Genomic DNA, 19,191 nt, shown 5'->3' with positions numbered 1-19,191 from the left:
CGGCTACATGGGCGCGCCGGCGTAGTCGCGCTTCTGCCGGAGCATCGCCCACGGGTCCTGGAAGAAGGTGTCGCCCTTCTTCGCGCGGTTCAGCGGGGAGTCGATGCCCGGTAGGATCGCGGCGGCGTAGTAGCAGGTGTCGGCCGCGTCCGGCGACTTCACGCCGCGCTTGTGCATGGACTCCTTGGACTCGATCTGGATGGCGCCCTTCGGCGGACCCTCCTCGTAGAGGATGTCGCCCAGCTGCTCGAACAGCAGCGCGTCGGCGGGGTCGAGGTCGACGAGCCCCTGCTCCATGCGCTCGCGCAGCTTGTCGTACTGGAACGCACGGTCGTTGCGCCACACGTCGATGTTCGGGCTCGAGTGCGAGCCGAGCATGTTGACGATCGTGTACGGCCGCGGGCGCCCCTTGAGGTCGATCGAGAAGAGCGCGTCGATGAGGCCCTGGCCGATACCCGAGCCGTCGACGCGGACCTGGGAGACGCCGAGCTCCACGGCGTGCTGGTGGATGAGCGTCGCCTGGCCAATGATGCGGCGGGTGCCGCCGTTGGGGTCGTCTTCGATGCGGTCGGAGAACGGGCGGCCGCGGAAGGAGTCGACGAGGCGGATCTTGGTGCCCTGGCGCACCCCGACGGGGCCGAGCTCGCTGGTGACGTGGCCATCCTCGTGCTCGACGTCGACCCAGTCGTACATGAGCCCGTTGACCGCGTGGTAGACGAAGGTCGAGTCACCGGACTCGGCGCGGGCGACGTCGACGCCGAGGTAGCCGCCGGTCGGGTCCTCGACGAAGCACTCCGCGTCGCGGGCCTTGCCGAGGGCGTACTCGGTGAAGAGGTTGTTGCCGGCGTCGTAGGCGAACATGCCGAGCACGCGCGAGCGGTAGCGCGGCGAGTCCTCGCCGAACTCGATGCGCTTCTCCTCGACGTACGTGGGGCCCGAGAGCGCGCGCAGCGCCTCCTCGGACATGCCCAGGCCGAACGGCAGCTGGTCGTGCTCGACCTTGCGCTCGCAGTCGTCGGGGCAGCGGCCGGCGCCGTGGAAGTTGGGGCTGTCAAGCACGGAGATGGCGTGGAGGTCCCAGCTGGCGCCGTACTCCTCGCCCGTCTTGTCGTTGATCTTGCCGGAGAAGATCTGGCCGAGGCGGGATGCCGGGTTGGTCGGGTTGGCGATCAGCAGACGGCGCGAGGTGTCGTTCGAGGTGATGTTCGACAGCGAGTCGATCATGGCCTCGTTTAGCCCGACGGCCTCGTCGCCGATGGCGAGCACGTACTGGGCGTGGATGCCCTGGAAGGCGTCCTCCTTGTGGTCCGGCGGCTTGCGGCCCTGGGCGACGAGCACGCCGAGCGGCGTCTTCCACTCGTCGTTGCCGGTGATGTAGCCGGGGAGCGCGTGGTCGGGGTAGGCGCTGGCGTCCTTGCCGGCCTTCTGCAGGTGCAGGAACTCCTTGTGGCGCTCGACGGAGCGCTGGTGCAGAGTCCGAATCTCTCGCCAGAGGATGGCCTTCACCTGGGCCGCGGAGGGCGCCGTGGTGGCGACGAAGGCAGTGCCGAGCGGGTGCACGTCGATCCACCAGCACACGAGCACGGCGGAGAGGAAGCTCTTGCCGACACCGTGGCCGGCGCGCACGGCGACCGACTTCTTGTCGCCGCGGGCGATCGCGTAGGCGATGTCCTGCTGCTTCCACCACAGCTCGACGCCGAGGATGTCCTTGGCCCAAAGCACGGGGTCGGTGACGTACTTGGCCTTGCGCGCGTCCGCCTCGAGCCCGTCCATGACGAGCGGGAGGAGGTCAGGCAGGTAGCCCTGCAGGCCGCTCACGACTGCTCGATTCGCGCCTCGACGGTCTCGACGGCAGCCGGCAGTGCCAGCATGACCGTCTCGCGGACCTCGGTCGGCTCGACGCCGTACTGCGAAGCGAGCGTGCGCGACGCCTCGAGCATGGCCATCTGGATGGCCGAGAGCATGATGCGGGCCTGGCCTTCGCGGATGATGTTGGCGGCCTGCTCGGGCGAGATGCGGTTCTTGGCGAGGGTGTCGAGCTTGAGCTTGATGGCGCTCAGTGAGACCTTCACAGCGTCCAGCGAGCCCGCGTTGGCCATCGTGCGCAGCATTGTGAGCATCTCGTTGATGGACTCGAGCGCGAGCTGCTCCTGCTCGAAGAACGTCAGCCAGTTGCGGCTCTCGAGGAGGTCGCGGACGCGTTGGGCGGCCTCCTCGGGCGTGACGATGCCGCCCACGAGGCGCGAGAGCTCGCGGGGCGAGAGGCCGTCCGCGGCGCCGGCGAGGAGCTTGCGGTCGATGGGACCGTTGGCCAGCGGCCGGCTCAGCTCGGTGACGTCCTTCACGTCGCGAGGATACCGCGGCTCTCAGCAAACTCCCAGGAACCGTCCAGACCCAGATACACGAAACCCCCCGGTGCTGGAATACCGAGGGGCTTCGTACAACGTCCAACCGTTGCCGACACGGTACCCGCGAGGGCCCGTGATGACTGGTCTACGGTAGCCGTTCCAAGCTAGAACTAAGACTTGGTGGCACCGGCGTGTTCGCGCCGGGCGCGGGCGGTCTCGGGCCGCAGCTCAGCGTCCAGCTCGTCCTCGGTCATCTCCTCGACCGGCTTGACCGAGGCGGCCTTGGGCGCCGGCCGCGGAGCCTTGTCGAGGAAGGCCGGCTTGTCGATGGCCCACCCCACGAACTTCTCGACCACCTCGACCGCGTCCTGTCGGCGCGACGACGGGGCGCTCATGCCGGGCACGAACGCCGGCATGCCGATGCGCTCGAGCAGCAGCGAGTGCTCGTGGATCGGCACCTCGAGGTGCGGGGCGATCTTCTGGAAGAACTGCCCCACCATCTCGCGAGAGAAGGAGTGCTCGGTCGTCAGGTCGTGGTAGGTAGCCGCGAGGATCCGCCAGAAGACCGGGGAACCGAGCAGCGACTGCTCGCGCAGCTGGTCCGGGGTCATCTGGTTGTGCTCGATCGCGTAGAGCGGCGGGAACGACTCCTCGAGCAGCGCGAAGAAGTCGGCCGAGTTCTTCGCCACCTGGGCGTCGCTCAGCGTGGCCTCGACGCGCTTGCCGATGCGACCCTCATAGCCCACCGTCAGCGCGCGCACGGTCTCGATGACGTGCTTGGCCGTCGTGAGGTACGGGCTCTTCTTCGGGAGCCGGTCGGTCTCGGTCTCGACCCGGTTCGCAAGGAGCGGGAGGGCGAGGATCTGCTCGAGCGCTCGGTTCACGGCCTTGCGGGAGTCGAAGCGCGCGCGGACAGAGGCGGTGATGCCCTTGGCGTTCTCGGCGATGTCGTAGAAGGCCTGGCGGTACTTCTGCGGATCGCCCTCGACGATCACCTGGACCGGGATCGACTCGGTCTCGAAGCGCTTGGCCTGCCGGTCGAGCTCAGCGCGGCGCTCCTGGTAGTGGCGCACGCCGTTCTCGTCCTGGTTGCGGCGGGCGGCGGACATCAGCTCGTTGACCTTCTCGATGTCGGCCGCGATCTGGTCGAGCGCGACGTACATGCCGAGGATCCGGTGCTGACCGTCGAGGATGTGCAGCTCCGACGTGGGCGTGCGCTTGTAGGTGACGGCGCCGAACTGGACGCCGCCCTCGGGCGTCGCCGCGTCGAAGCCGAAGGGCTTCTCGACGCGCAGAATGATGCCCGGCACGACCCACTCCGGGGTCTTGCGCAGGTAGGTGGCGAAGTCGTTGGCGTGCTTGGCGTTGATGCGTCGGTTCCCGACCGTCGCGACCTCCGGGTTGGGGCGCGGTACGAGCGACAGGATCTGCAGCAGAGTGAGGTCGAGAAGGTAGTTCGTTCGTCCCCCCTGGACGAACCGCGTTCCGTAGTAGACCTCGGTGGTGCTGTAGCCGGTTGCCGCCGGCAGCGTGGAGAGGTCAAGTGACATGGGGGCATCCATTTCGTGTGATCGGTCGTTGTCGACCGGAATTAGCTAGCTGTTCTCGCGGGGCGAGGTGTGACCATATTGCCGGTGCTCACTAATCGTTGTCAATGTCAGTGGCTATGACCTACGGTAGACCTGCCTGTCTGCTGGAAGCTGGCGATACACCACATGTCCCCTGTTTGATCGTGAAAGAAGTACCAACGTGTCCAACCCGCACCCCTCTTCCTCGACCCCTCGCGTCGCCTCGATCGAGTCCACCGATGGCAGGCAGTTCGTGGCCTATCAGGCCGAGAACTCGGTGTTTCTCGAGGAGCTCCGCGAGGACGGCCGCCGCACCAAGCGGTCGGTGATCGAGTTCCCCATCGACGTCGTCGTCAGCCTCGCGTCGCGCATCGGGCTGCGCCCGACGGCGCCCGCTCCGGTCGTCCCCATCACTGGGGTCATGCCGATCATCAAGTCCGGGATCGCCTGAGACCGGATCGTTACGTAGCTAAACGCGAAGAGCCCCGCCCCCAGTTCGGGGGGCGGGGTTCTCGCTTTAGCGGGCTAAACCCTCACGCGATGATCGAAAGTCGGCTGCGCACGACGACGATCGGGCCGGTCGACCAGGACTCCACGATGGCGAGCTTCGGGTCGTCCGGCTGGACGTCGGCGAGGTCGACGACGACCGCTCCGTCGAGGAGCAGCTGCGTCCGGGCCGCGCGGCGCGCCGGCATCGTCTCGGCGAGCAGCGACGAAGCGTTCGAGTAGAGCGCCTCGAGCGTGCTGTCGTTGACGATGACCCGCTCGAAGTCCTCGTCGTAGACGCTGCTCTCGCTGGCGTGGGCCTGCGGCACCGTCGTGGTCAGCTCGTTGAGGTCGCGCACCGGCCGCGAGACCCACACCGTGAGGCCACCCAGCTCGTTGATGAGGTCGACCTCGTTGGGGAAGCGGGTGTCGGTGACGACGACGTCGTGGCCGGCGGCACGGAGCTCCTGGATGCGGCGGCGGGCGGCGTCGGCCCAGACGTTCTCGCCGAGGATCCGGCGGCCGACTTCGGTGCCGATGCGCTGCAGGAGCTGGCGCACCTCGGGGTTCTCCTTGGCCTGCTCGTAGCCGACCTCGTCGATGACGCGCGAGTAGCGGTGGTGCATGCCCTCGGAGACGAAGGAGCTGCCGGTGGGGCTCTTGGCGTTCGTCGGGATGAACGGGTCGAGGGCGAGCATCGCTTCGCGCAGCGGGTCGGCGAAGGCGACCTTGACGAAGCCGTGCTCGGCCACGAGGTGGGCGGCGACGGTGTCCTTGCCGGCGCGCATCTTGCCGCCGAGTCCGATGAGGCGTCCGGTCACTGGGGGTCTCCGATCAGGGTGAGGTGGGGGAGGAACTGCAGGGCGACTCGCCAGTTGGCGAGCGACGGGATGGAGAGCAGGCCGAGCCGCTCGTTGACGTTGTGCGGCTGCTCGATGAGGACCTGGGTCCAGCTGGCCTGTCGCCGGCGCGGAATCGAGCCCTTGTCGTCGAAGAGGATGTCGCCGCGGACGATGGTCTTGTCGTCGGTGATGACGACCTTGTGGCGCCAGTCGTTGCCGAGGTAGCGGGTGACCCAGGCGAGCTTGTCGCTGGCGCAGGTGGGGTTGCTCGACATCGGGCTGGTGACGATGTGGACGTCGTGGCCCTCGGCAGCCATCTCGCGGAGCGCCTCGAGGGCGCCCGGGATGGGCTCAAGAGAGGCGAACAAGCCTGACGTCGACATGGCTCGGCTGATGGCCTGCTGCTGGCTCCGCGGCCGGTCGGCGAGCAGGTCCCAGCGCGTGGTGCCGACGATCGGCGTCCAATCCTTCGGGATGCGCGGGTTCTGCTCCTCGACCAGGCGCTCGAGGCCGGGCAGGAAGGCGGCGATGACCTCGTCCTGGTCGACGAGGATGCGCAGCTGGGCGCTCATCGGGCGGCCGCCGTGGCGAGGACGGTCGCGGCCAGCGCGACGCCGACCCCGAGGGAGCCGAGCATCGAGCCGCCGATGACCCAGAGCAGCAAGTTGCCGGCGCTCGGCGGAACGTCGTCGAGGAGGTCCGCGATCGCGCCGACGATGAGCGTGCCGACGCTGAGGACGGCGATCGTCAGGAAGACGATGAGCAGGACGGCGAGGGCGATCACGCGGCCACCCCCGTCGCGTTGCCGTGATCGTCGCGGGACTGGCGCTTCGGTTCCTCGTCGCCCTCGAGCGTGACCTTGAAGGAGGTGCGAGCGGCGACGTGGTAGATGACGACGCCCTCGGGGCGCTCGAAGCCGGGCGCGGCGACGGAGCCGTGGCGACGGAGGCCGGCGATCGCGTCCTGGATCGCGCCTTCGTCGAACGGGCCGCTGTAGAGCTCCGGGACGAGGTCCAGCTGGCCTTCGAGGCCCTCAGCGGCGGCCATCATGTCGATGTCCGACTCGGACCACCTGGTCGTGTTGAACAGCGAGAAGGTCTTCTCGCCGCCGGTGCGGCCATAGGAGCGTTGGATGTTCGAGCCCCACCACTCGCCGAAGTGGCGTCCGGCGCCGAGGATGCGCACGAGCGCGCCGGCGTTGCGCTCGACCCAGCCGGCGAAGCCCATGTTGTCGCCCTGCTTGGTCGCGGTGATGAAGCGGGTGCGGGACTGAGCGAAGACGGCGTGGCCTTCGATGAGGGCGATCAGAGCGCTGTCCTTCTTGGCGCGCTCGAGGTCGTGGATGATGAGGGTGCCCGGCTCGGCGGTGGCGACGGCGACGGCGTCGCGGACCTCGACAGCCGGCACGATGAGCACGGCGGCGTTGGTGCCGTCGATCTTCTCGGTGACGACGATGTCCCGGTTGAGGCGGGCGATCTTCGGCCAGGGCTCGAACTGGGGCGTGCCCGGCTCGTTGATGGGGGTGGTCACTGGTCCTCCTGGGTGGTGGGGGTGAAGCGGGTGAGGTTCTCGAGGGGCTCCCACCGGCGGCGACTGGTGGTGCCGGAGATGAGCAGAGCGGTGGCGGCGACCTCTTGGCCGTCAATGATGGAGAGGTCGAGGACGATGGCCTTGATCTGCCAGGTCAGCGCGCCGCGGCGCGGGGAGCCGACCGTGACGTACTCGCCGACCTCAAGCGGCGCGGGGGCCGTCATAGGGTCCGTTCCCGTTGCCGCGGGCGGCGATCGCCAGGCAGGTGAGGGCGACGACCACGAGGACCAGGACGCCAGCGCCGCCGACGTTGCGCGCGTGGTCGGAGATGGCGTGTCCGGCGACGAGGGTGAGGTGGGCGAGCATCAGGACCCCTTCGGCTCGTTGGTGACCCAGCCGGAGCCGAGCAGGTAGGCGACGAGCTTGCGCACGAGGTTGCCGTGCTCCTCGTCGTCGAGGTCCGACTGCTCGTTGGCGATCAGCTCGTCGATGTCGCCGGTGAGCTGCTCGCGGATGCCCTCGGCGCGCTGCAGGGAGAAGCGCGGGTCGGTCGAGAAGAGGTGGGCGAAGCTCGGCGGGTTGCCGGCGGGGATGGTGGGCAGGGCGCCCGGGACCCAGCCGCCGCTGATGAGCGAGGGGTGGAACTCGCCGCTGGCGGGGCGCACGGCCGGGGGCACCTTGGGCGCCGGCGGGATGTGGGTGGTTCCAGTCATGCTGCGTCGTCTCCTTCGGGGTGGGGCGGGTTGATAGGCCTGAGCTCGATGACGCCGGTCTCGGCGTCGGTGTAGACGAGGTACAGACCGGGGGTCTCGGGGAGGAACTTGGTGAGGCTGACGCGGCCGCGGATGTCGGGCTGGACGGAGCCGCGGGGACCCTTCATGGCCATCAGACGTGCACCGGCCATTCCTTCGGGAGGATGAGGTTCGGCTCGCCGCCACCCTTGGGCTTGGGGCGGTGGAACCAGGCCTCGAGGTCGGTCTGCTGCTCGCGGCGCCAGATGACCTGGGCGTCGTGGAGGGCGGCGAAGTCGCGGTGGCTGACGTGCTTCTCGAGGACCGCCTGGACGATACGGCCGGAGGCGATGGCGTCGAAGGAGGAGTCGTGGGCCTGCTCCTCGGTCAGCTCGATGCCGTAGCGGGCGGCCGTGGGGGTGAGCTTGCGCTGCCCGGAGCCGCGGACGAAGCGGTTGAACTTCTTGTCGAGGACCGCGCTGTCGAGGACGCAGACGCCGGTGCTGCCGCCGAACGGGAACATCCCGGATCCGGCGCGGCGCAGGTGCGCCTGCAGCATCGTGAGGTCGAAGGCGAGGTTGTGGCCGGCGAGAGGCAGTCGCGGACCCTGCAGGTCGCCGCAGAGCGCCCAGATGAGGCCGGCAATCTCGCGCACGACATCGTCGAGGTCGCGGCGGGTGCGCGGGTCGGCGGCGAGGCGGTCGAGGGTCCAGCCGTGCACCTCGGCGGCGGCCGCGAGGTTGGTGCGGGTCATGTCGGCGCCGGCGTCGCCGTGCGCGACAGCCCAGGCGGTCGGGTCGACGAGCCACTCCTGGGAGCGGATGACCTCGCCGTCGGCGCCGAGGTGGCCGACGTAGGCGGTGACGATAAGGTCGCCGACCTCGTTGACGCCGGTGGTCTCGAGGTCGAAGACGGCCAGCTCCTGCAGATCGGTCACGCGTCCATCTCCTTGACGTAGTAGCTCTTGCGGCGGTCGGACCTGAGGTAGAGGTGCATGCACCGCTGGAAGCCGGCCTCGTAGTCGGCGGCGAACTCGACGACGCTGCCGGTCTTGAACTCGCGGATGGCGAAGCGGGGGTTGCTGTTCTTCACGCGGCCACCAGCTTCGGGAAGGCCTTGACCCAGTCGATGTACTCGCCGGTGGGGGCCTTGTCCTCGGCGAAGGCGGCCTCGATGACGGTCTTGGCGTTGTCCGTCGGCCAGGTGGTGCGGATGCGGAGCACCTTCTTGGTCTTCGGGTCGATGGCGCGCTGTCCGGCGGCGGTCATCGAGAGGGAGTCGTAGCCGTCGTCGTGGAACGAGTCGTCCTCGAGCACGTAGCCGGGGTGGATGCCGAAGTAGGCGAGGGCGTGGCAGGTCCGCGGGTAGCGGGTGTGCGCGGTCGGCGGGAACGTCGGGTCGAGGCTGGGGACCAGGTCGGCGACGTCAATAGCCGGCTGTTCGGGCGTGGTGTCGGTCACTCGGGGGATCCTTCGGGTCGGGTGGCGCGGCGGTGGGCGCGCTCGTCGAGGACGGTCTGGGGCGGGACGGAATCGCAGCGCGGGCAGGCGCTGGTCTGGCCGTCGAGCATCCGCGTCATGGGCGTGCCGCAGAGGCGGCAGCCGGGCGGCGGAGGGGTGATGCTCACCGGATGCGGCCGAAGGTCGCAGCTTCGAGGAGGTGGCTGGCGGCGGCCTTGAAGCCGAGGGCGAAGACGTCGCGGCGCAGCTGGGCGGCGACGTTCTCGGCGTTCATGGTGATGAACTCCTCGGGACCCTGCTTCGCGTCGCCGATCCGGTCGAGGGAGATGACGTTGAGCACCTGGTAGCCGACGGTGGCGCGCAGCTCGAGGGTGTGGCTGTGCTCGTCGACGCGGGCGTGCATGCGGGCGTTCTCGAGGGCTTCGCGGGCGATGCCGTCGAGGGTGAGGATGAGGCCGGGCTGGGCGACGAGGTCCCGGGTGAGCTTGATCTTGTCGGTCACAGTGGGCTCCTAGCTGGCGTCGATGTTGAGGGTGGTCCAGTCGCAGCCGACGACCTTGCCCCACTGCTCGACGCAGGGGAGGACGCGGCTGCCGCCGGCGGGGACGTACACGACGTGGGTGTCGTGGGTGCTCTGCAGGGTGCCGGTCTTGACGCCGACGATGATGAGGGCGACGAGGGCCAGCGCGAGCACGGCGAAGATGACGAGCGGCGCGATCGGGCGGCGGGCGCGCGCGGTGCGGCGGGTCATCGGGCGCTGCAGACGGGAGCGGCGGGGGCCTGGTTGCCGTAGCCGCCGAGCCAGATCGGCCACCACATCGGCCACCAGGTCGGGTAGATGCCCCACTGGTGCACGACGGTGGTGTGGTGCTCGGTGTGCGGCGCGGGGGCCGGCTTCGGGGTGGTGTTCTTCGGCTTGGTCGGCTTCGCGGGGGCGGGCTTGGCCGGCTTCGGCTTGGCGGGGGTGGTGACCTTGGGCGCCTTCGGGGCGGGCTTGGGGGTCGTGACCTTCGGGGCGACGGGCTTCGGAGCGGGCGCGGGCCTCGGCGCGACGGGGCGCGGGACGACGGGCGCGGGGCGCGGCGCCGGCGCGGGGATGCGCGGCGGGGTGTAGATGCTGGTCTCGTCCTGAGCCTGCGGAGTGCAGTTCTGGGTCTGCTGGGTGCAGCCGGTGATGACGGTCAGCAGGCACGCGGCGGCGACGATGACGCCGGCGATGCGGATGCGGCGGGCGATGTTCACGCGGCGGGCTCCTTGGTGAGGGTGACGGTCTCGCCGTCGATCTGGGCGTCGATGGTGTCGGGTGCGAGCCGGTCGAACTCGGCCTGCAGCTCGGGGGTGGCGGGCGTCGCGGTGGACGGGACGGGGGTGATGCCGAGCTGCTCGAGGATGCCGCTCGAGTTGATGCCGGCGATGGTGCGGCGGGCCTTCTCGATGCGGGCGTACTCGCGGGCGTCGGGGAGGACGCCGCGGCGGTTGAGGGTCTCGCGGCGGATGGCGTCGAGCTGGGTGCGGCGGGCGTTGGCCATGGCGTGGCGCTGGCCGGCGCGGCGGGAGCGGCGGTCGTTCGCGGGGGCGGGGTTGCCGAGCTTGCGGAGCTGCTCGGTGGCGTCCTCCATGCTGCCGCCGAGCTTGCGGAGGGTCTCGGCGGCTTCGTCGAGGCCGTCCTGCGGGATGCCGGCTTCGCGGAGCGACTGCAGGGCGGCGGTGAGGTTCGGGTTCTCCACGTCACGCCTCCTGGACGGTCGCGTCGGCCTCGGCCTGCTGCTTGGCGTGCTCGTCGGGGTCGATGGGGCCCTCGGCGTCGGCGATCGCGAAGATGCGGTGGAGGAGCTGGATGGCGGCGACGATGAGGGCGCTGGACTCGACGGGCTTGTTGAGGCGGGCGTACTCGACGGCCTGGTTGAGGAGGTGGAAGGGCCCGTGCTCGTCGTCGTGCTCCTGGGTGTAGCCGGCCTCGACCTGCAGGTTCCGCTCGATGCGGATGAGCTGGATCCACTCCTGCTGGGTCGGCTGGCTGATGACGCGCTCGGGGGTGAGGGCGTCGACCTCGAGGTGTCCGCGGTGGGCGGTGTGGGCGTCGACGATGCCGAGCTTCTCGGCCATGTCGATCTTGCCGTGGAGGAGGGCCTTGCCGGCGGCCTGGGGGTCCTGCGTGGTGTCGCTCACAGTGCTCCGGTTCATTTAGCGGGCTATTTGGGTATGTGGACAGAGTGGGGCAACCGGGGCAGGTTGTCCAGGAAGATAGCCAGCAAATTTCTGCCGGCGTGTCGCGCTAGCCGGTGACGCGTTGGGCGCCGGTGTTTCCGGGGCGGTCCTCGCGGATGTAGCGCTCGTGGACGTGGCGGTCGGCTTCCTGGTAGCAGAAGCGGTGCTCGCCGGCGGCGTACTCGGTGACCTCGACGGTCAGGCCGAGGCGCTGCGGGGTGCCGCCGGTCTCGCCGTGGGCGGTGCGGGTGTAGGTGCGGCTCATTCGCAGTCCCTCTCGTGGATGTCGGGCTCGGGCTTGGTGGGGGTGTAGAGGCTGACGTGCTTCATCTGGTCGACGGTCTTGCGGATCTGGGAGGCGAGGGGATCGCCGACGGTGATGAACTCCTCGTGATAGTGCTCGACGGCCTCCTCGGCGCAGGCGAGGTGGCTGCCGGCGGGGTAGCCGACCTTGGCGACGAGCGTGACGGGGCGGGTCATCGGGGGTCCTGCCTGATCGTGAAGCCGATGGGGAAGCTGCGGGTGCGGACGTGGACACCGGGCAGCTCGTCGCCGAGGTAGATATGCGGGTAGGACAGCTCGACCTGGGAGGCGGAGTCGCTGGCGTGGGTGGCGGCGGGCGGCGCGGGGATGGCCGGCTCTGCCGGCTGCTCCTTCTGCGCGGCATCGGCGGACGCCGGCTGCTTCTCGAGCAGCTCGAAGTACCTGGCCTTCCACTCGAGCCGGCCCTCGCGCTCGCGCCGGCGGTCGCGGGCGAGCAGGAAGGTCGTCCAGCCGAGCAGCAGGGCGGCGGCGCCGAGGTTGATCGCCAGGCCCTCAGCGAGGCTCACGGGTGCAGCTCGATCGTGCCCAGGGGGCAGCTGCGGCGGCGGGAGACCTCGACCTTGATGCTGATGTCGCGGCCGACGGCGACGGATCCGCCGAGGGACTCGAGGAGGCGCTGGGCGCCGTCGCGGAGGTCGGGGCCGAAGTCCCAGCCGTTGCCGAGGAGGGTGCAGGGGCCGCGTACGTTGTCGCGCCAGTCGATGATCGTGTAGGCGTACTCGCCCTTCGGGGCGAAGCCGGCCTGGTGGGTGGCGATGACGAAGCGGTCGCTGACGCCCTGCACCTCCCACCACCAGCGCTTGTCGGCGGTGCCGGTGTCGTGGAAGCGGATCTTGTCGCCGAGGGCGAGGGGGCGCTCGAGGGTGACGAGGATGCGGTGTCCGGGCTCGCCGGCGTCGGCGACGATCGGGGTGCTCACCGGCGGAACTCCGCGGGGATGCGGGTGGCGTTGCGCATGTAGCGGCTGACGTCGCGGTGCTGGCGCTTGGTGGCCCGCTCGGCGAGCTTGGTGGCCCGGGTCAGCGAGGAGCGGTAGCCGACGTACTCGTCGTCACCGCTGGGCGGGACGAGGAAGACGCGGAAGCCGCCATCGGGCGTCGCGCGGATGACGGGGCGGGCGTACTGGTCGTGGACGGACATGGAGGGGATGCTGGCACGGAGCGGCGCGATTAGCCAGCAACCTGTGGGGCAAGTGGGGCAGTGTTGCGACGATTAGGCGGAATTTTTTCGCACCAACGCCCCCGCCCAAAATCGCTATCTGGGGTGCTCGTGCGCGAGGTCTTTCTTCGCGCCCATCCCGCGCGCGCGTCCTCTGTGCGTTCCCGGCCCGTGTCCGCGGGGTGCGCGTCGTGGGTGTGCTCGTGCGCGCGCGTGATGCGTGTGCATGTGTGTGCGCGTTGCGCTCGCGTGTGATGTGTGCGCTATGTGCGCGTGAGTCTTTGCGATCATCAATTTCGCTAGCTAGCTTGCGCATTCGGCTAGTGCTGTGCCATGCTTAGGTCATCGCCGAACGGAGCACCTAGCCGGGAAGCGAAGCTCAACCGAATATCGCCCATGCTGACCTAGTGACGCATGGGGCATAGGGAATCACAGGTCATCCCCCATGGGGCCCTGACCAAGTGCGCCTCACGGCTAAATGCGAACGTCCCCACAACATGCCCCGCTAGCTGAACTTGACAAGCTGCTAGCGATATGAGAGAGTGAAACCCAGCAACAACCGGCCGAAAGGTCACAGTAGGCCCGGGCAACCGGGTATCCAACACGCTCACCAGCGAAAGCCGGGGGAGTAAGCGCGAATGGGCGGGTGCGCCACCTGCAAGTGGAGCCCACCCGATCGTGAGGCTGGACGTGGGACCTGATGCAAGCAGGCCCGTCCGGTCAGAGCCCTACAGGCTCGGATGTTCGCAGAACGGCCCGGGATTGCCCGGAGACGCACATGCTCAAGAGTCCGACCACCCGTAGGAGGACGACCGTCCAACAGCGGGCTGAGACGCCCACGATCGCCAGGCCCCTGGCGTAGAACTCAACAGCGGACCATAGCGGGCTAAATGCCAGCGCTACCGGCCTCATCCGGCCCACGTAGCGACGCCCGCCATAGGCAGGAATCCCGGCACGAGAGTGGCCACGGGAACCGATACGGATGCGTAGACCGGCAACGTGAGAACCGGTGCGACCGCGCCCCTTGTCAGGGCGCTGACGGTGTGAGCAATCGCACCCCGAATAGACGGGCACGCCATGCCCCGAACGGCTTGCAGGCCGACCTGACACTGACCGCCTGAACGTCAAGAGACGTGCCGCCCCCAGGGGCCGTGAGGCGGATACGACAACTCAACATGCACAACGAATCTTCAAGGCCTAGCCGAACGAACCCGCCAGGGTCGGGCTAGGGATCGCGCCGCGGATCACAGCGGCACAGCGCCCCCGGGATGCACGTACAGCGTGCTCACGGCCCGGACCCGCCCGGGGGCACGGCACACCGCCACACACCAACGCCCACGAGGAGGGCACCACCATGACCCGCAGCCGCTTGCTTCACCGCCCCGTCTTCACCGCCGACGACCGCTCCGCGGGCACCGTCGAGAAGGTGACGCATACCTTCGTGCGCACCAGCTCCGGCGAGACGTTCCCCCTCGCGGACCTCGACGAGACCTACACGGTGGTGCGCTGATGACCGCCCTCACCAAGCGCGAGACCCTCGCCCGCCAGGCCGCCCGCCGCATCAAGCGCGGGGGCACCCGGTGACCCGCGTCAGCCTGCTCATCGTCAGCATCGGCCTCGCCGCGGCCCTCATCGCCGACGCCATCCACAAGATCGTCCTCAGCCTCCCCGCTTGACGACCCCAGCCGTGGGTGTACTCTGCCCACTAAATCGCTACGCCCCCGAGTAGCGACCCCCAGCCCTGGCCTACCACCAGACAGCGCCGGCTCACGACCGACCAGGGCACGACCCGCGAATAGCGGGCTAACTCCCACACCGGAGGCACGACCATGAGCATCGACTTCTGCGCCACCCCCACCAGCTGCGACCACCAGTCGCCCCGCGTGGCCGCATTCTGCGACTCGACCGACCACGACGGTGCACTCGTCGAGGCCACCCACACCCTCAACGGCAGGCCTCTCTGCGCCTGGCACTTCGAGGGCCTGAACCCCAACCCCGCCGCCCACGGGCGCTGGTAACCGATCGGAGCACGACCATGCCCTACGCATTCGCTGACTGGCACGAGGCCAACGACCGTACCCTCTGGCACGAGACCGACGACCCCCGCATGGTCGCCGTCGTCACCCTCGACCCCGAGCCGTCCGCCCCCGACTACGACGCCACCGCCCCCACGCTCATCGGCTACGAGTGGGGCACCCGCGCCAACTTCACCGCGATCGGCTGGGCGCAGCCCGTCCCCGTCGGCGCGGACACCATCCAGGACGCCTGGCAGCGAGCCCGCGCCGAGCACCCCTACGGCGTCACCCGCACCGTGGACGCCGAGGAGTACGCCGACCGCTTCGTCCGCATCTTCCACGGCGCGACCGTCCACCACCTGCGCTCGACCGTGGACCAGTACACCTGGGCGGTCGTCTTCGACACCCCCGAGTGGCGCGAGGCCATGGGCATCGACCGTGACGCCACCCTCGACCGCGACAACCTCACTGCGGACGTCCAGGCCTACCTCGACGGCGACGTCTACGGCATCGGCTGGGCCGTCAACGACGCCCGCGTCGACGACGAGACCGACATCCCCGACGACCTCAGCGGATGGGACGAGACCATCGAGTGCTGGGGCTTCTACGGGCAGGAGTACGCCGCCGAGTCCGCCCTCGCTTTCGAGTACGGCCGCCCCACCCTTCACCCGCTCATGGCCGGGACGGCCCCCGCATGATGGACGACGAGCAGCTCGACGACTACCCCGCGTACAAGCCCGGCGACCGCTGCCGGTTCGGCCGCGAGCCCTACACCGTCGTCCACGCCGACGACTGCCCCGACTGGCCCGAGGGCACCGTGACCGACGTCCGCACCGGCCAGGTCATCCGCCCGTGATCGTCGCCACCCGCCCGACCGACGGCACCATCCGCGTCATCGGCACCGGCAGCATCCTCGACGCCCGCAAGAGCGCCGACCGCATCGTCACCAAGGGCGAGCACACCGGCGACGCCGTGCGCATCCCCCACGGCTTCACCTTCCCGATCATCCGAGAGGACGACGCAGCATGAGCAACCTCAAGTCCGCCGCGACCTACCACCCCGGCAGGCCCCGCCACCTCACCATCGTCGAGCCCGCCCAGCCCAAGCTCCGCTGGCTCCCCGACCCCGAGACCATCGCCGACCGCGCCACCCGCATCCGCGCCCGCCGCACCCAGACCGCGCTCCGCTTCGTCGCCCTCACCGCGACGGCCGGACTCGGTCTCCTCGTCATCTGGCTGGGGATCATCCTCGCCACCGCCGCATTCGACTCGATCATCGGAGCCTGACCATGAGCAGCTACATCAGCAACCGCGACATCATCAACGCCTGGGCCGCCCGAGCACACGGCGGCGACCGCGAGTTCACCCGCTCGCAGGAGGACAAGGCCCGCGTCGGCATCGCCGGAGACCGGATCCTCAGCTACGGCTGGTGGGAGATGGCCCGCATCGTCCGCGACCGCCACGGCTCCGCCCTCTTCTACCTCGTCAACGGCGACAACTACGGCACTGTCACCACGTCCAAGCACCAGAGCATGGTCCGCCAGGCCGTCAGCGACAACGGCATCCCCGTGCTCATCATCCCCTTCACCGTCCTCGACGAGGCAGGCATCCAGCGCGACACCATCCGCCCCCTCGACATCACCCCCGACACCTACACCACCACCGTCGTCACCGCCCCCGCCGACGACCCCAGCATCCGCGAGAGCACCGACTACTGGGGCAACACCGTCTACAGGTCCGGCCCCGGCGGGCGCACCACCTGGGACCGCCTCGAGGACGGCAGCTTCGAGCGCACCGTCTACCGCCACTGGCTCGGCGAGTCGCTCATCCAGGCCGCCATCCGCTACAGCACCACCGTCCGCTGCACCCGCTGCAAGGGCGCCGGCGTCTTCGGCGACGACACCCGCGGCGTCGCGCTCCCCACCTTCGGCCCGGAGCTCGACTACGGCCACGACGACTGGTACCGCCACCGCGTCGGCCACCACGAGACCTACCCCGTCCCGTCGTGCCAGCAGTGCGGAGGCCGCGGACGCACCGCCGTCACCCGCACCCGCACCGCCAAGTTCCTCTCCGGCTTCGACCGCGGCGAGACCCGCCCGTCGTACTTCTTCTGCGAGCTACCCCGCATGTCCGAGACCACGGTCACCGCGGCGTACGACGCGCTCAAACCGACCACCGTCCTCATGGCCGAGCGCATGGGCCGCGACATCTCCCGCCAGGGCGACATCTTCGCCGTCCCCATGCCCACCCTCAACCTCTCCCGGCTCCGCCACGACGGCGCGACCATCAGCAAGGGCGAGCACATCCTCGGCACCAACCACAAGGCGACCGAGGTCGCCATCATCCGATCCGGCCGCAAGACGCTCACCTACGCCCGCGGCACCCTCACCCACGACCCCGCCGGCCGCCGCCCCGACCACAAGCGCGTCACCATGGGCGACCGCAAGACCTGGCACCTCGTCGTCAAGAACACGGTCCCGGTGTCGGCGTGACCACCACGCCGCTGACATCGGGACCCACCAACCTCGGCGCCGCCGAGTTCACAGAGAGGAGCATGATGCTCACCGTCACCGCCCCCACCCCGGTCGCCACCCCGGCCCCGGCCACCACCACGGCGACCCCGCCCGCCGCGCTGACCGCCGAGCAGGAGGACAACCTGCTCACGATCGCCGCCTCGGTCGAGAAGCCGAACCGCGTCCCCACCGGACAGCGCCAGGCCGAGCCCCGCGCGTGGAGCCGCGGCGGGAACGTCGACTGATGGCACGAGCCGATCACCCCGCGGGTCGCGACTACACCGTCGCGGCCCTCGGGCCCGGTCCCAACGACCCCCCGGTCGTCATCGCCCAGGTCGAGCACCACGACCTCACCACGCCCGCCGAGCCGAGCCACGCGCCGATCCCCGACGGGTTCGACGTCGAGGCGCACCTACTCGACCACGCCGGTGCCTACTGGCCGTGGATCACCGACGTCTACGTCGAGCCCGACGGCGTCGTCACCATCATCCCCAGCGTGGACCCCGAGTACGAGGTCATCGACGGCCCCCTCGCCGGCGACGGGCACAGCTACACACCCCAGCAGGTGATCGACGCCATGCGCAAGCTCGTCGACGAGGACCGCTACGGCACCGACTACGACACCGGCTTCTACATCGGCACCCTCGCCGGGGAGTTCGACGACGTGGACGGCGACCAGAACACCGTGGACCTCGTCCTGCAGACGCTCCTCTGGGGCGAGCCGATCTTCGGCTGACCCCACCACCAGACCCCGCGAGAGGGGCTGTGCAGCGCACGCCGCTCGCCCCCCGACGGCCCCTCTCGCGGCCCCCACCGCCACCACCTACACGCTCACTCTCACTACCTGGCTATTCATGTACGTATAGAAGTAGCTAAAAGAGTAGAAGAGAGAAGATCCTTCCCCCGCCCTCCCCAGCATCCACGGGCCCAAGGGCGGACCCCCGAAACCGCGACATCGGACACGTAGCGCCCCAGAAAGCGCTACTTCCGAGAAGTTCGCTACCTGAAATAGCCCGCTAAAGTAGCGCGGTAGGTGTACGGTTCCGGGTAGCGAAAGCTCCGAATTAGCCAGCTACGTGTCCGACGTAGCGGTTCCCACCTCGACGCCCAAGGAGGGCACATGCCGACCACCCCGCGCACCACCCGCTACGCGCTCACGATCGAAGACCTCGACCGCCAGTCCGGCGCGACCGACAACCCGTGGACCGCCCAGCTGGCCACGGTCGACGAGCGCGGTCGCCGCGACGACTCGCTGGCGATCGCCTTCGGCGGGACGCCGATCGAGGCGCTGCGCAGCCTCATGGAGGAGGTCGAGCGCTGGCCCGAACACTACGACGGCGACGCCGACTACGAGGACGCCGAGGCGTTCGTCAAGGGCACCAAGGAGGACCAGGACCGATGAGCGCCGTGCTCACCATCCACTACCAGAGCCCCGCCGACGACGAGTTCAAGGTCCCGCGGCCGCACCGCTGGTACGCCGACACCAAGGTGACGGACGGCGGCGAAATCGGGCGGGTCACGCTGCTCGGCTTCTCCGTGACCTCGACGCCCGACGTCGACAACTGGGACGTGCTGACCCCCGAGGAGGCGGTCGAGGTGCTCGAACACGAGGGCGACGACTTGCACGGCTACTTCGCGCAGTTCTCGGACGCCGAGGGCATGTTCGGCTACCGCGCCCCGATCGACCGCGTGGAGGTGGAGCACCGATGACCACGAGCGAGATGATCCAGGCGCTCAGCAACCACGCCGCCTACATGAACTCGGCGGGCGAGCGCGGATCCCGCCTCTCGGGCGACGCGGCCGACGGCATCACGGGCCACCTGGTCCGCCTGCAGGCCCTCGCCGACGTGGACGACCTGCTCGACCAGATCGAGGCGTCCCGCGGCGAGTTCGACGAGGACGAGGACGACTTCCCCGACGTGCCGATGGACGACGTGTTCGCGGCCCGTGACGACGCCGGCGACCGCCTGGCCGCCTTCAAGGAGGCCCTGCGCTAGAGCAGGGCAGCT

Annotated in this window: 37 protein-coding genes; 13 read left to right on the top strand and 24 right to left on the bottom strand. The window is 69.4% G+C overall.

All coding sequences use genetic code 11. The annotated features are described in order from the left end of the window. Nucleotides 1–3: 3 nt before the first annotated feature. The 3 genes from ACTHM3_RS07710 to ACTHM3_RS07700 all read right to left on the bottom strand — a co-directional run bounded on the left by ACTHM3_RS07710 (nt 4) and on the right by ACTHM3_RS07700 (nt 3,898). Nucleotides 4–1,818, bottom strand: a complete 1,815-nt coding sequence (locus tag ACTHM3_RS07710) for a hypothetical protein (RefSeq protein ID WP_440405534.1) — start codon at nt 1,816–1,818, stop codon at nt 4–6. Then, nucleotides 1,815–2,345, bottom strand: coding sequence for a hypothetical protein (locus ACTHM3_RS07705; RefSeq protein ID WP_440405533.1), 531 nt, complete (start codon nt 2,343–2,345; stop codon nt 1,815–1,817). The genes ACTHM3_RS07710 and ACTHM3_RS07705 overlap by 4 nt, the downstream gene beginning before the upstream one ends. 173 nt (nt 2,346–2,518) lie before the next feature. Continuing rightward, on the bottom strand, nt 2,519–3,898 hold the full coding sequence (locus ACTHM3_RS07700; protein ID WP_440405532.1) for a DNA sulfur modification protein DndB: 1,380 nt from the start codon (nt 3,896–3,898) through the stop codon (nt 2,519–2,521). A gap of 271 nt (nt 3,899–4,169) precedes the next feature. On the opposite strand from ACTHM3_RS07700, the gene ACTHM3_RS07695 reads away from it, so the two are divergent. Then, entirely contained in the window at nt 4,170–4,367 is a 198-nt protein-coding gene (locus ACTHM3_RS07695) for a hypothetical protein (RefSeq protein WP_440405531.1), read from the top strand. Nucleotides 4,368–4,449: 82 nt separating this feature from the next. Here the strand turns inward: ACTHM3_RS07695 and ACTHM3_RS07690 are convergent, their stop codons facing one another. The 21 genes from ACTHM3_RS07690 to ACTHM3_RS07590 form a co-directional block, all read right to left on the bottom strand. Beyond that, nucleotides 4,450–5,223 carry a hypothetical protein gene (locus ACTHM3_RS07690; RefSeq protein WP_440405530.1) on the bottom strand — a complete coding sequence of 258 codons (774 nt, stop codon included), beginning with the start codon at nt 5,221–5,223 and terminating at the stop codon, nt 4,450–4,452. After that, a complete protein-coding gene (locus tag ACTHM3_RS07685; protein WP_440405529.1) occupies nt 5,220–5,816 on the bottom strand; it encodes a 5' nucleotidase, NT5C type in 597 nt (198 codons plus the stop codon). The genes ACTHM3_RS07690 and ACTHM3_RS07685 overlap by 4 nt, the downstream gene beginning before the upstream one ends. Next, the gene (locus tag ACTHM3_RS07680; protein ID WP_440405528.1) at nt 5,813–6,028 is read right to left on the bottom strand and encodes a hypothetical protein; all 216 of its coding nucleotides are present in this window, start codon (nt 6,026–6,028) and stop codon (nt 5,813–5,815) included. Before ACTHM3_RS07680 ends, ACTHM3_RS07685 begins: the two co-directional genes overlap by 4 nt. Beyond that, a complete protein-coding gene (locus ACTHM3_RS07675; protein ID WP_440405527.1) occupies nt 6,025–6,774 on the bottom strand; it encodes an RNA ligase family protein in 750 nt (249 codons plus the stop codon). The genes ACTHM3_RS07680 and ACTHM3_RS07675 overlap by 4 nt, the downstream gene beginning before the upstream one ends. Next, on the bottom strand, nt 6,771–6,998 hold the full coding sequence (locus ACTHM3_RS07670) for a hypothetical protein (protein ID WP_440405526.1): 228 nt from the start codon (nt 6,996–6,998) through the stop codon (nt 6,771–6,773). The genes ACTHM3_RS07675 and ACTHM3_RS07670 overlap by 4 nt, the downstream gene beginning before the upstream one ends. Then, nucleotides 6,976–7,140 (bottom strand): hypothetical protein, encoded by a 165-nt coding sequence (locus ACTHM3_RS07665; protein ID WP_440405525.1) that lies wholly within the window; start codon nt 7,138–7,140, stop codon nt 6,976–6,978. The genes ACTHM3_RS07670 and ACTHM3_RS07665 overlap by 23 nt, the downstream gene beginning before the upstream one ends. Further along, complete coding sequence (locus tag ACTHM3_RS07660; protein WP_440405524.1) at nt 7,140–7,487, bottom strand: hypothetical protein; 348 nt, start codon at nt 7,485–7,487, stop codon at nt 7,140–7,142. The genes ACTHM3_RS07665 and ACTHM3_RS07660 overlap by 1 nt, the downstream gene beginning before the upstream one ends. Next, nucleotides 7,484–7,654, bottom strand: a complete 171-nt coding sequence (locus ACTHM3_RS07655; protein ID WP_440405523.1) for a hypothetical protein — start codon at nt 7,652–7,654, stop codon at nt 7,484–7,486. The genes ACTHM3_RS07660 and ACTHM3_RS07655 overlap by 4 nt, the downstream gene beginning before the upstream one ends. Before the next feature lie 5 nt (nt 7,655–7,659). Continuing rightward, nucleotides 7,660–8,442, bottom strand: coding sequence for a hypothetical protein (locus ACTHM3_RS07650; RefSeq protein ID WP_440405522.1), 783 nt, complete (start codon nt 8,440–8,442; stop codon nt 7,660–7,662). Further along, complete coding sequence (locus ACTHM3_RS07645; protein ID WP_440405521.1) at nt 8,439–8,597, bottom strand: hypothetical protein; 159 nt, start codon at nt 8,595–8,597, stop codon at nt 8,439–8,441. Before ACTHM3_RS07645 ends, ACTHM3_RS07650 begins: the two co-directional genes overlap by 4 nt. Then, on the bottom strand, nt 8,594–8,965 hold the full coding sequence (locus tag ACTHM3_RS07640) for a hypothetical protein (protein ID WP_440405520.1): 372 nt from the start codon (nt 8,963–8,965) through the stop codon (nt 8,594–8,596). Before ACTHM3_RS07640 ends, ACTHM3_RS07645 begins: the two co-directional genes overlap by 4 nt. 163 nt (nt 8,966–9,128) lie before the next feature. Then, nucleotides 9,129–9,467 (bottom strand): hypothetical protein, encoded by a 339-nt coding sequence (locus tag ACTHM3_RS07635; RefSeq protein ID WP_440405519.1) that lies wholly within the window; start codon nt 9,465–9,467, stop codon nt 9,129–9,131. Nucleotides 9,468–9,476: 9 nt separating this feature from the next. Further along, nucleotides 9,477–9,716: a hypothetical protein gene (locus ACTHM3_RS07630; protein WP_440405518.1), complete on the bottom strand. Its 240-nt coding sequence runs from the start codon at nt 9,714–9,716 to the stop codon at nt 9,477–9,479. After that, on the bottom strand, nt 9,713–10,207 hold the full coding sequence (locus tag ACTHM3_RS07625) for a hypothetical protein (RefSeq protein ID WP_440405517.1): 495 nt from the start codon (nt 10,205–10,207) through the stop codon (nt 9,713–9,715). Before ACTHM3_RS07625 ends, ACTHM3_RS07630 begins: the two co-directional genes overlap by 4 nt. After that, on the bottom strand, nt 10,204–10,692 hold the full coding sequence (locus ACTHM3_RS07620; protein ID WP_440405516.1) for a hypothetical protein: 489 nt from the start codon (nt 10,690–10,692) through the stop codon (nt 10,204–10,206). The genes ACTHM3_RS07625 and ACTHM3_RS07620 overlap by 4 nt, the downstream gene beginning before the upstream one ends. 1 nt (nt 10,693) lies before the next feature. Further along, entirely contained in the window at nt 10,694–11,134 is a 441-nt protein-coding gene (locus ACTHM3_RS07615) for a hypothetical protein (RefSeq protein WP_440405515.1), read from the bottom strand. A gap of 106 nt (nt 11,135–11,240) precedes the next feature. Further along, complete coding sequence (locus tag ACTHM3_RS07610; protein WP_440405514.1) at nt 11,241–11,438, bottom strand: hypothetical protein; 198 nt, start codon at nt 11,436–11,438, stop codon at nt 11,241–11,243. Continuing rightward, complete coding sequence (locus ACTHM3_RS07605) at nt 11,435–11,653, bottom strand: hypothetical protein (protein WP_440405513.1); 219 nt, start codon at nt 11,651–11,653, stop codon at nt 11,435–11,437. Before ACTHM3_RS07605 ends, ACTHM3_RS07610 begins: the two co-directional genes overlap by 4 nt. Beyond that, nucleotides 11,650–12,003, bottom strand: a complete 354-nt coding sequence (locus ACTHM3_RS07600; RefSeq protein ID WP_440405512.1) for a hypothetical protein — start codon at nt 12,001–12,003, stop codon at nt 11,650–11,652. Before ACTHM3_RS07600 ends, ACTHM3_RS07605 begins: the two co-directional genes overlap by 4 nt. Further along, complete coding sequence (locus tag ACTHM3_RS07595; RefSeq protein ID WP_440405511.1) at nt 12,000–12,416, bottom strand: hypothetical protein; 417 nt, start codon at nt 12,414–12,416, stop codon at nt 12,000–12,002. Before ACTHM3_RS07595 ends, ACTHM3_RS07600 begins: the two co-directional genes overlap by 4 nt. Next, nucleotides 12,413–12,637, bottom strand: coding sequence for a hypothetical protein (locus tag ACTHM3_RS07590; RefSeq protein ID WP_440405510.1), 225 nt, complete (start codon nt 12,635–12,637; stop codon nt 12,413–12,415). Before ACTHM3_RS07590 ends, ACTHM3_RS07595 begins: the two co-directional genes overlap by 4 nt. 1,372 nt (nt 12,638–14,009) lie before the next feature. Between ACTHM3_RS07590 and ACTHM3_RS07585 the strand changes: the two genes are divergently transcribed. The 12 genes from ACTHM3_RS07585 to ACTHM3_RS07530 all read left to right on the top strand — a co-directional run bounded on the left by ACTHM3_RS07585 (nt 14,010) and on the right by ACTHM3_RS07530 (nt 19,179). Next, entirely contained in the window at nt 14,010–14,165 is a 156-nt protein-coding gene (locus tag ACTHM3_RS07585; protein WP_440405509.1) for a hypothetical protein, read from the top strand. Nucleotides 14,166–14,484: 319 nt separating this feature from the next. Next, entirely contained in the window at nt 14,485–14,673 is a 189-nt protein-coding gene (locus ACTHM3_RS07580; protein ID WP_440405508.1) for a hypothetical protein, read from the top strand. A gap of 17 nt (nt 14,674–14,690) precedes the next feature. Further along, nucleotides 14,691–15,368: a hypothetical protein gene (locus ACTHM3_RS07575; protein ID WP_440405507.1), complete on the top strand. Its 678-nt coding sequence runs from the start codon at nt 14,691–14,693 to the stop codon at nt 15,366–15,368. Next, a complete protein-coding gene (locus tag ACTHM3_RS07570) occupies nt 15,365–15,526 on the top strand; it encodes a hypothetical protein (protein WP_440405506.1) in 162 nt (53 codons plus the stop codon). Before ACTHM3_RS07575 ends, ACTHM3_RS07570 begins: the two co-directional genes overlap by 4 nt. Beyond that, nucleotides 15,523–15,699, top strand: a complete 177-nt coding sequence (locus ACTHM3_RS07565; protein ID WP_440405505.1) for a hypothetical protein — start codon at nt 15,523–15,525, stop codon at nt 15,697–15,699. Before ACTHM3_RS07570 ends, ACTHM3_RS07565 begins: the two co-directional genes overlap by 4 nt. Further along, entirely contained in the window at nt 15,696–15,956 is a 261-nt protein-coding gene (locus tag ACTHM3_RS07560; RefSeq protein ID WP_440405504.1) for a hypothetical protein, read from the top strand. Before ACTHM3_RS07565 ends, ACTHM3_RS07560 begins: the two co-directional genes overlap by 4 nt. A gap of 2 nt (nt 15,957–15,958) precedes the next feature. Next, a complete protein-coding gene (locus ACTHM3_RS07555; RefSeq protein WP_440405503.1) occupies nt 15,959–17,161 on the top strand; it encodes a hypothetical protein in 1,203 nt (400 codons plus the stop codon). Beyond that, nucleotides 17,158–17,427, top strand: a complete 270-nt coding sequence (locus ACTHM3_RS07550) for a hypothetical protein (RefSeq protein WP_440405502.1) — start codon at nt 17,158–17,160, stop codon at nt 17,425–17,427. Before ACTHM3_RS07555 ends, ACTHM3_RS07550 begins: the two co-directional genes overlap by 4 nt. Continuing rightward, the gene (locus tag ACTHM3_RS07545) at nt 17,427–17,918 is read left to right on the top strand and encodes a hypothetical protein (protein ID WP_440405501.1); all 492 of its coding nucleotides are present in this window, start codon (nt 17,427–17,429) and stop codon (nt 17,916–17,918) included. The genes ACTHM3_RS07550 and ACTHM3_RS07545 overlap by 1 nt, the downstream gene beginning before the upstream one ends. A 384-nt stretch (nt 17,919–18,302) precedes the next feature. Further along, entirely contained in the window at nt 18,303–18,584 is a 282-nt protein-coding gene (locus ACTHM3_RS07540; RefSeq protein ID WP_440405500.1) for a hypothetical protein, read from the top strand. Further along, a complete protein-coding gene (locus ACTHM3_RS07535) occupies nt 18,581–18,892 on the top strand; it encodes a hypothetical protein (RefSeq protein ID WP_440405499.1) in 312 nt (103 codons plus the stop codon). Before ACTHM3_RS07540 ends, ACTHM3_RS07535 begins: the two co-directional genes overlap by 4 nt. Continuing rightward, complete coding sequence (locus ACTHM3_RS07530) at nt 18,889–19,179, top strand: hypothetical protein (RefSeq protein WP_440405498.1); 291 nt, start codon at nt 18,889–18,891, stop codon at nt 19,177–19,179. The genes ACTHM3_RS07535 and ACTHM3_RS07530 overlap by 4 nt, the downstream gene beginning before the upstream one ends. The last annotated feature ends 12 nt before the right edge of the window (nt 19,180–19,191 follow it).

It is taken from the genome of Pseudolysinimonas sp. (assembly GCF_051954455.1).
GTDB lineage: Bacteria > Actinomycetota > Actinomycetes > Actinomycetales > Microbacteriaceae > Pseudolysinimonas.
This window is presented reverse-complemented; position numbering and strand designations above follow the sequence as displayed.

What these genes read in the sequence shown, in the direction of transcription:
- ACTHM3_RS07700 (WP_440405532.1), bottom strand. Translation starts at nt 3,898, where the DNA reads ATGTCACTTGACCTCTCCACGCTGCCGGCGGCAACCGGCTACAGCACC.
- ACTHM3_RS07685 (WP_440405529.1), bottom strand. Translation starts at nt 5,816, where the DNA reads ATGAGCGCCCAGCTGCGCATCCTCGTCGACCAGGACGAGGTCATCGCC.
- ACTHM3_RS07670 (WP_440405526.1), bottom strand. Translation starts at nt 6,998, where the DNA reads ATGACGGCCCCCGCGCCGCTTGAGGTCGGCGAGTACGTCACGGTCGGC.
- ACTHM3_RS07665 (WP_440405525.1), bottom strand. Translation starts at nt 7,140, where the DNA reads ATGCTCGCCCACCTCACCCTCGTCGCCGGACACGCCATCTCCGACCAC.
- ACTHM3_RS07660 (WP_440405524.1), bottom strand. Translation starts at nt 7,487, where the DNA reads ATGACTGGAACCACCCACATCCCGCCGGCGCCCAAGGTGCCCCCGGCC.
- ACTHM3_RS07655 (WP_440405523.1), bottom strand. Translation starts at nt 7,654, where the DNA reads ATGAAGGGTCCCCGCGGCTCCGTCCAGCCCGACATCCGCGGCCGCGTC.
- ACTHM3_RS07630 (WP_440405518.1), bottom strand. Translation starts at nt 9,716, where the DNA reads ATGACCCGCCGCACCGCGCGCGCCCGCCGCCCGATCGCGCCGCTCGTC.
- ACTHM3_RS07610 (WP_440405514.1), bottom strand. Translation starts at nt 11,438, where the DNA reads ATGAGCCGCACCTACACCCGCACCGCCCACGGCGAGACCGGCGGCACC.
- ACTHM3_RS07605 (WP_440405513.1), bottom strand. Translation starts at nt 11,653, where the DNA reads ATGACCCGCCCCGTCACGCTCGTCGCCAAGGTCGGCTACCCCGCCGGC.
- ACTHM3_RS07590 (WP_440405510.1), bottom strand. Translation starts at nt 12,637, where the DNA reads ATGTCCGTCCACGACCAGTACGCCCGCCCCGTCATCCGCGCGACGCCC.
- ACTHM3_RS07585 (WP_440405509.1), top strand. Translation starts at nt 14,010, where the DNA reads ATGACCCGCAGCCGCTTGCTTCACCGCCCCGTCTTCACCGCCGACGAC.
- ACTHM3_RS07580 (WP_440405508.1), top strand. Translation starts at nt 14,485, where the DNA reads ATGAGCATCGACTTCTGCGCCACCCCCACCAGCTGCGACCACCAGTCG.
- ACTHM3_RS07575 (WP_440405507.1), top strand. Translation starts at nt 14,691, where the DNA reads ATGCCCTACGCATTCGCTGACTGGCACGAGGCCAACGACCGTACCCTC.
- ACTHM3_RS07570 (WP_440405506.1), top strand. Translation starts at nt 15,365, where the DNA reads ATGATGGACGACGAGCAGCTCGACGACTACCCCGCGTACAAGCCCGGC.
- ACTHM3_RS07560 (WP_440405504.1), top strand. Translation starts at nt 15,696, where the DNA reads ATGAGCAACCTCAAGTCCGCCGCGACCTACCACCCCGGCAGGCCCCGC.
- ACTHM3_RS07555 (WP_440405503.1), top strand. Translation starts at nt 15,959, where the DNA reads ATGAGCAGCTACATCAGCAACCGCGACATCATCAACGCCTGGGCCGCC.
- ACTHM3_RS07545 (WP_440405501.1), top strand. Translation starts at nt 17,427, where the DNA reads ATGGCACGAGCCGATCACCCCGCGGGTCGCGACTACACCGTCGCGGCC.
- ACTHM3_RS07540 (WP_440405500.1), top strand. Translation starts at nt 18,303, where the DNA reads ATGCCGACCACCCCGCGCACCACCCGCTACGCGCTCACGATCGAAGAC.
- ACTHM3_RS07535 (WP_440405499.1), top strand. Translation starts at nt 18,581, where the DNA reads ATGAGCGCCGTGCTCACCATCCACTACCAGAGCCCCGCCGACGACGAG.
- ACTHM3_RS07530 (WP_440405498.1), top strand. Translation starts at nt 18,889, where the DNA reads ATGACCACGAGCGAGATGATCCAGGCGCTCAGCAACCACGCCGCCTAC.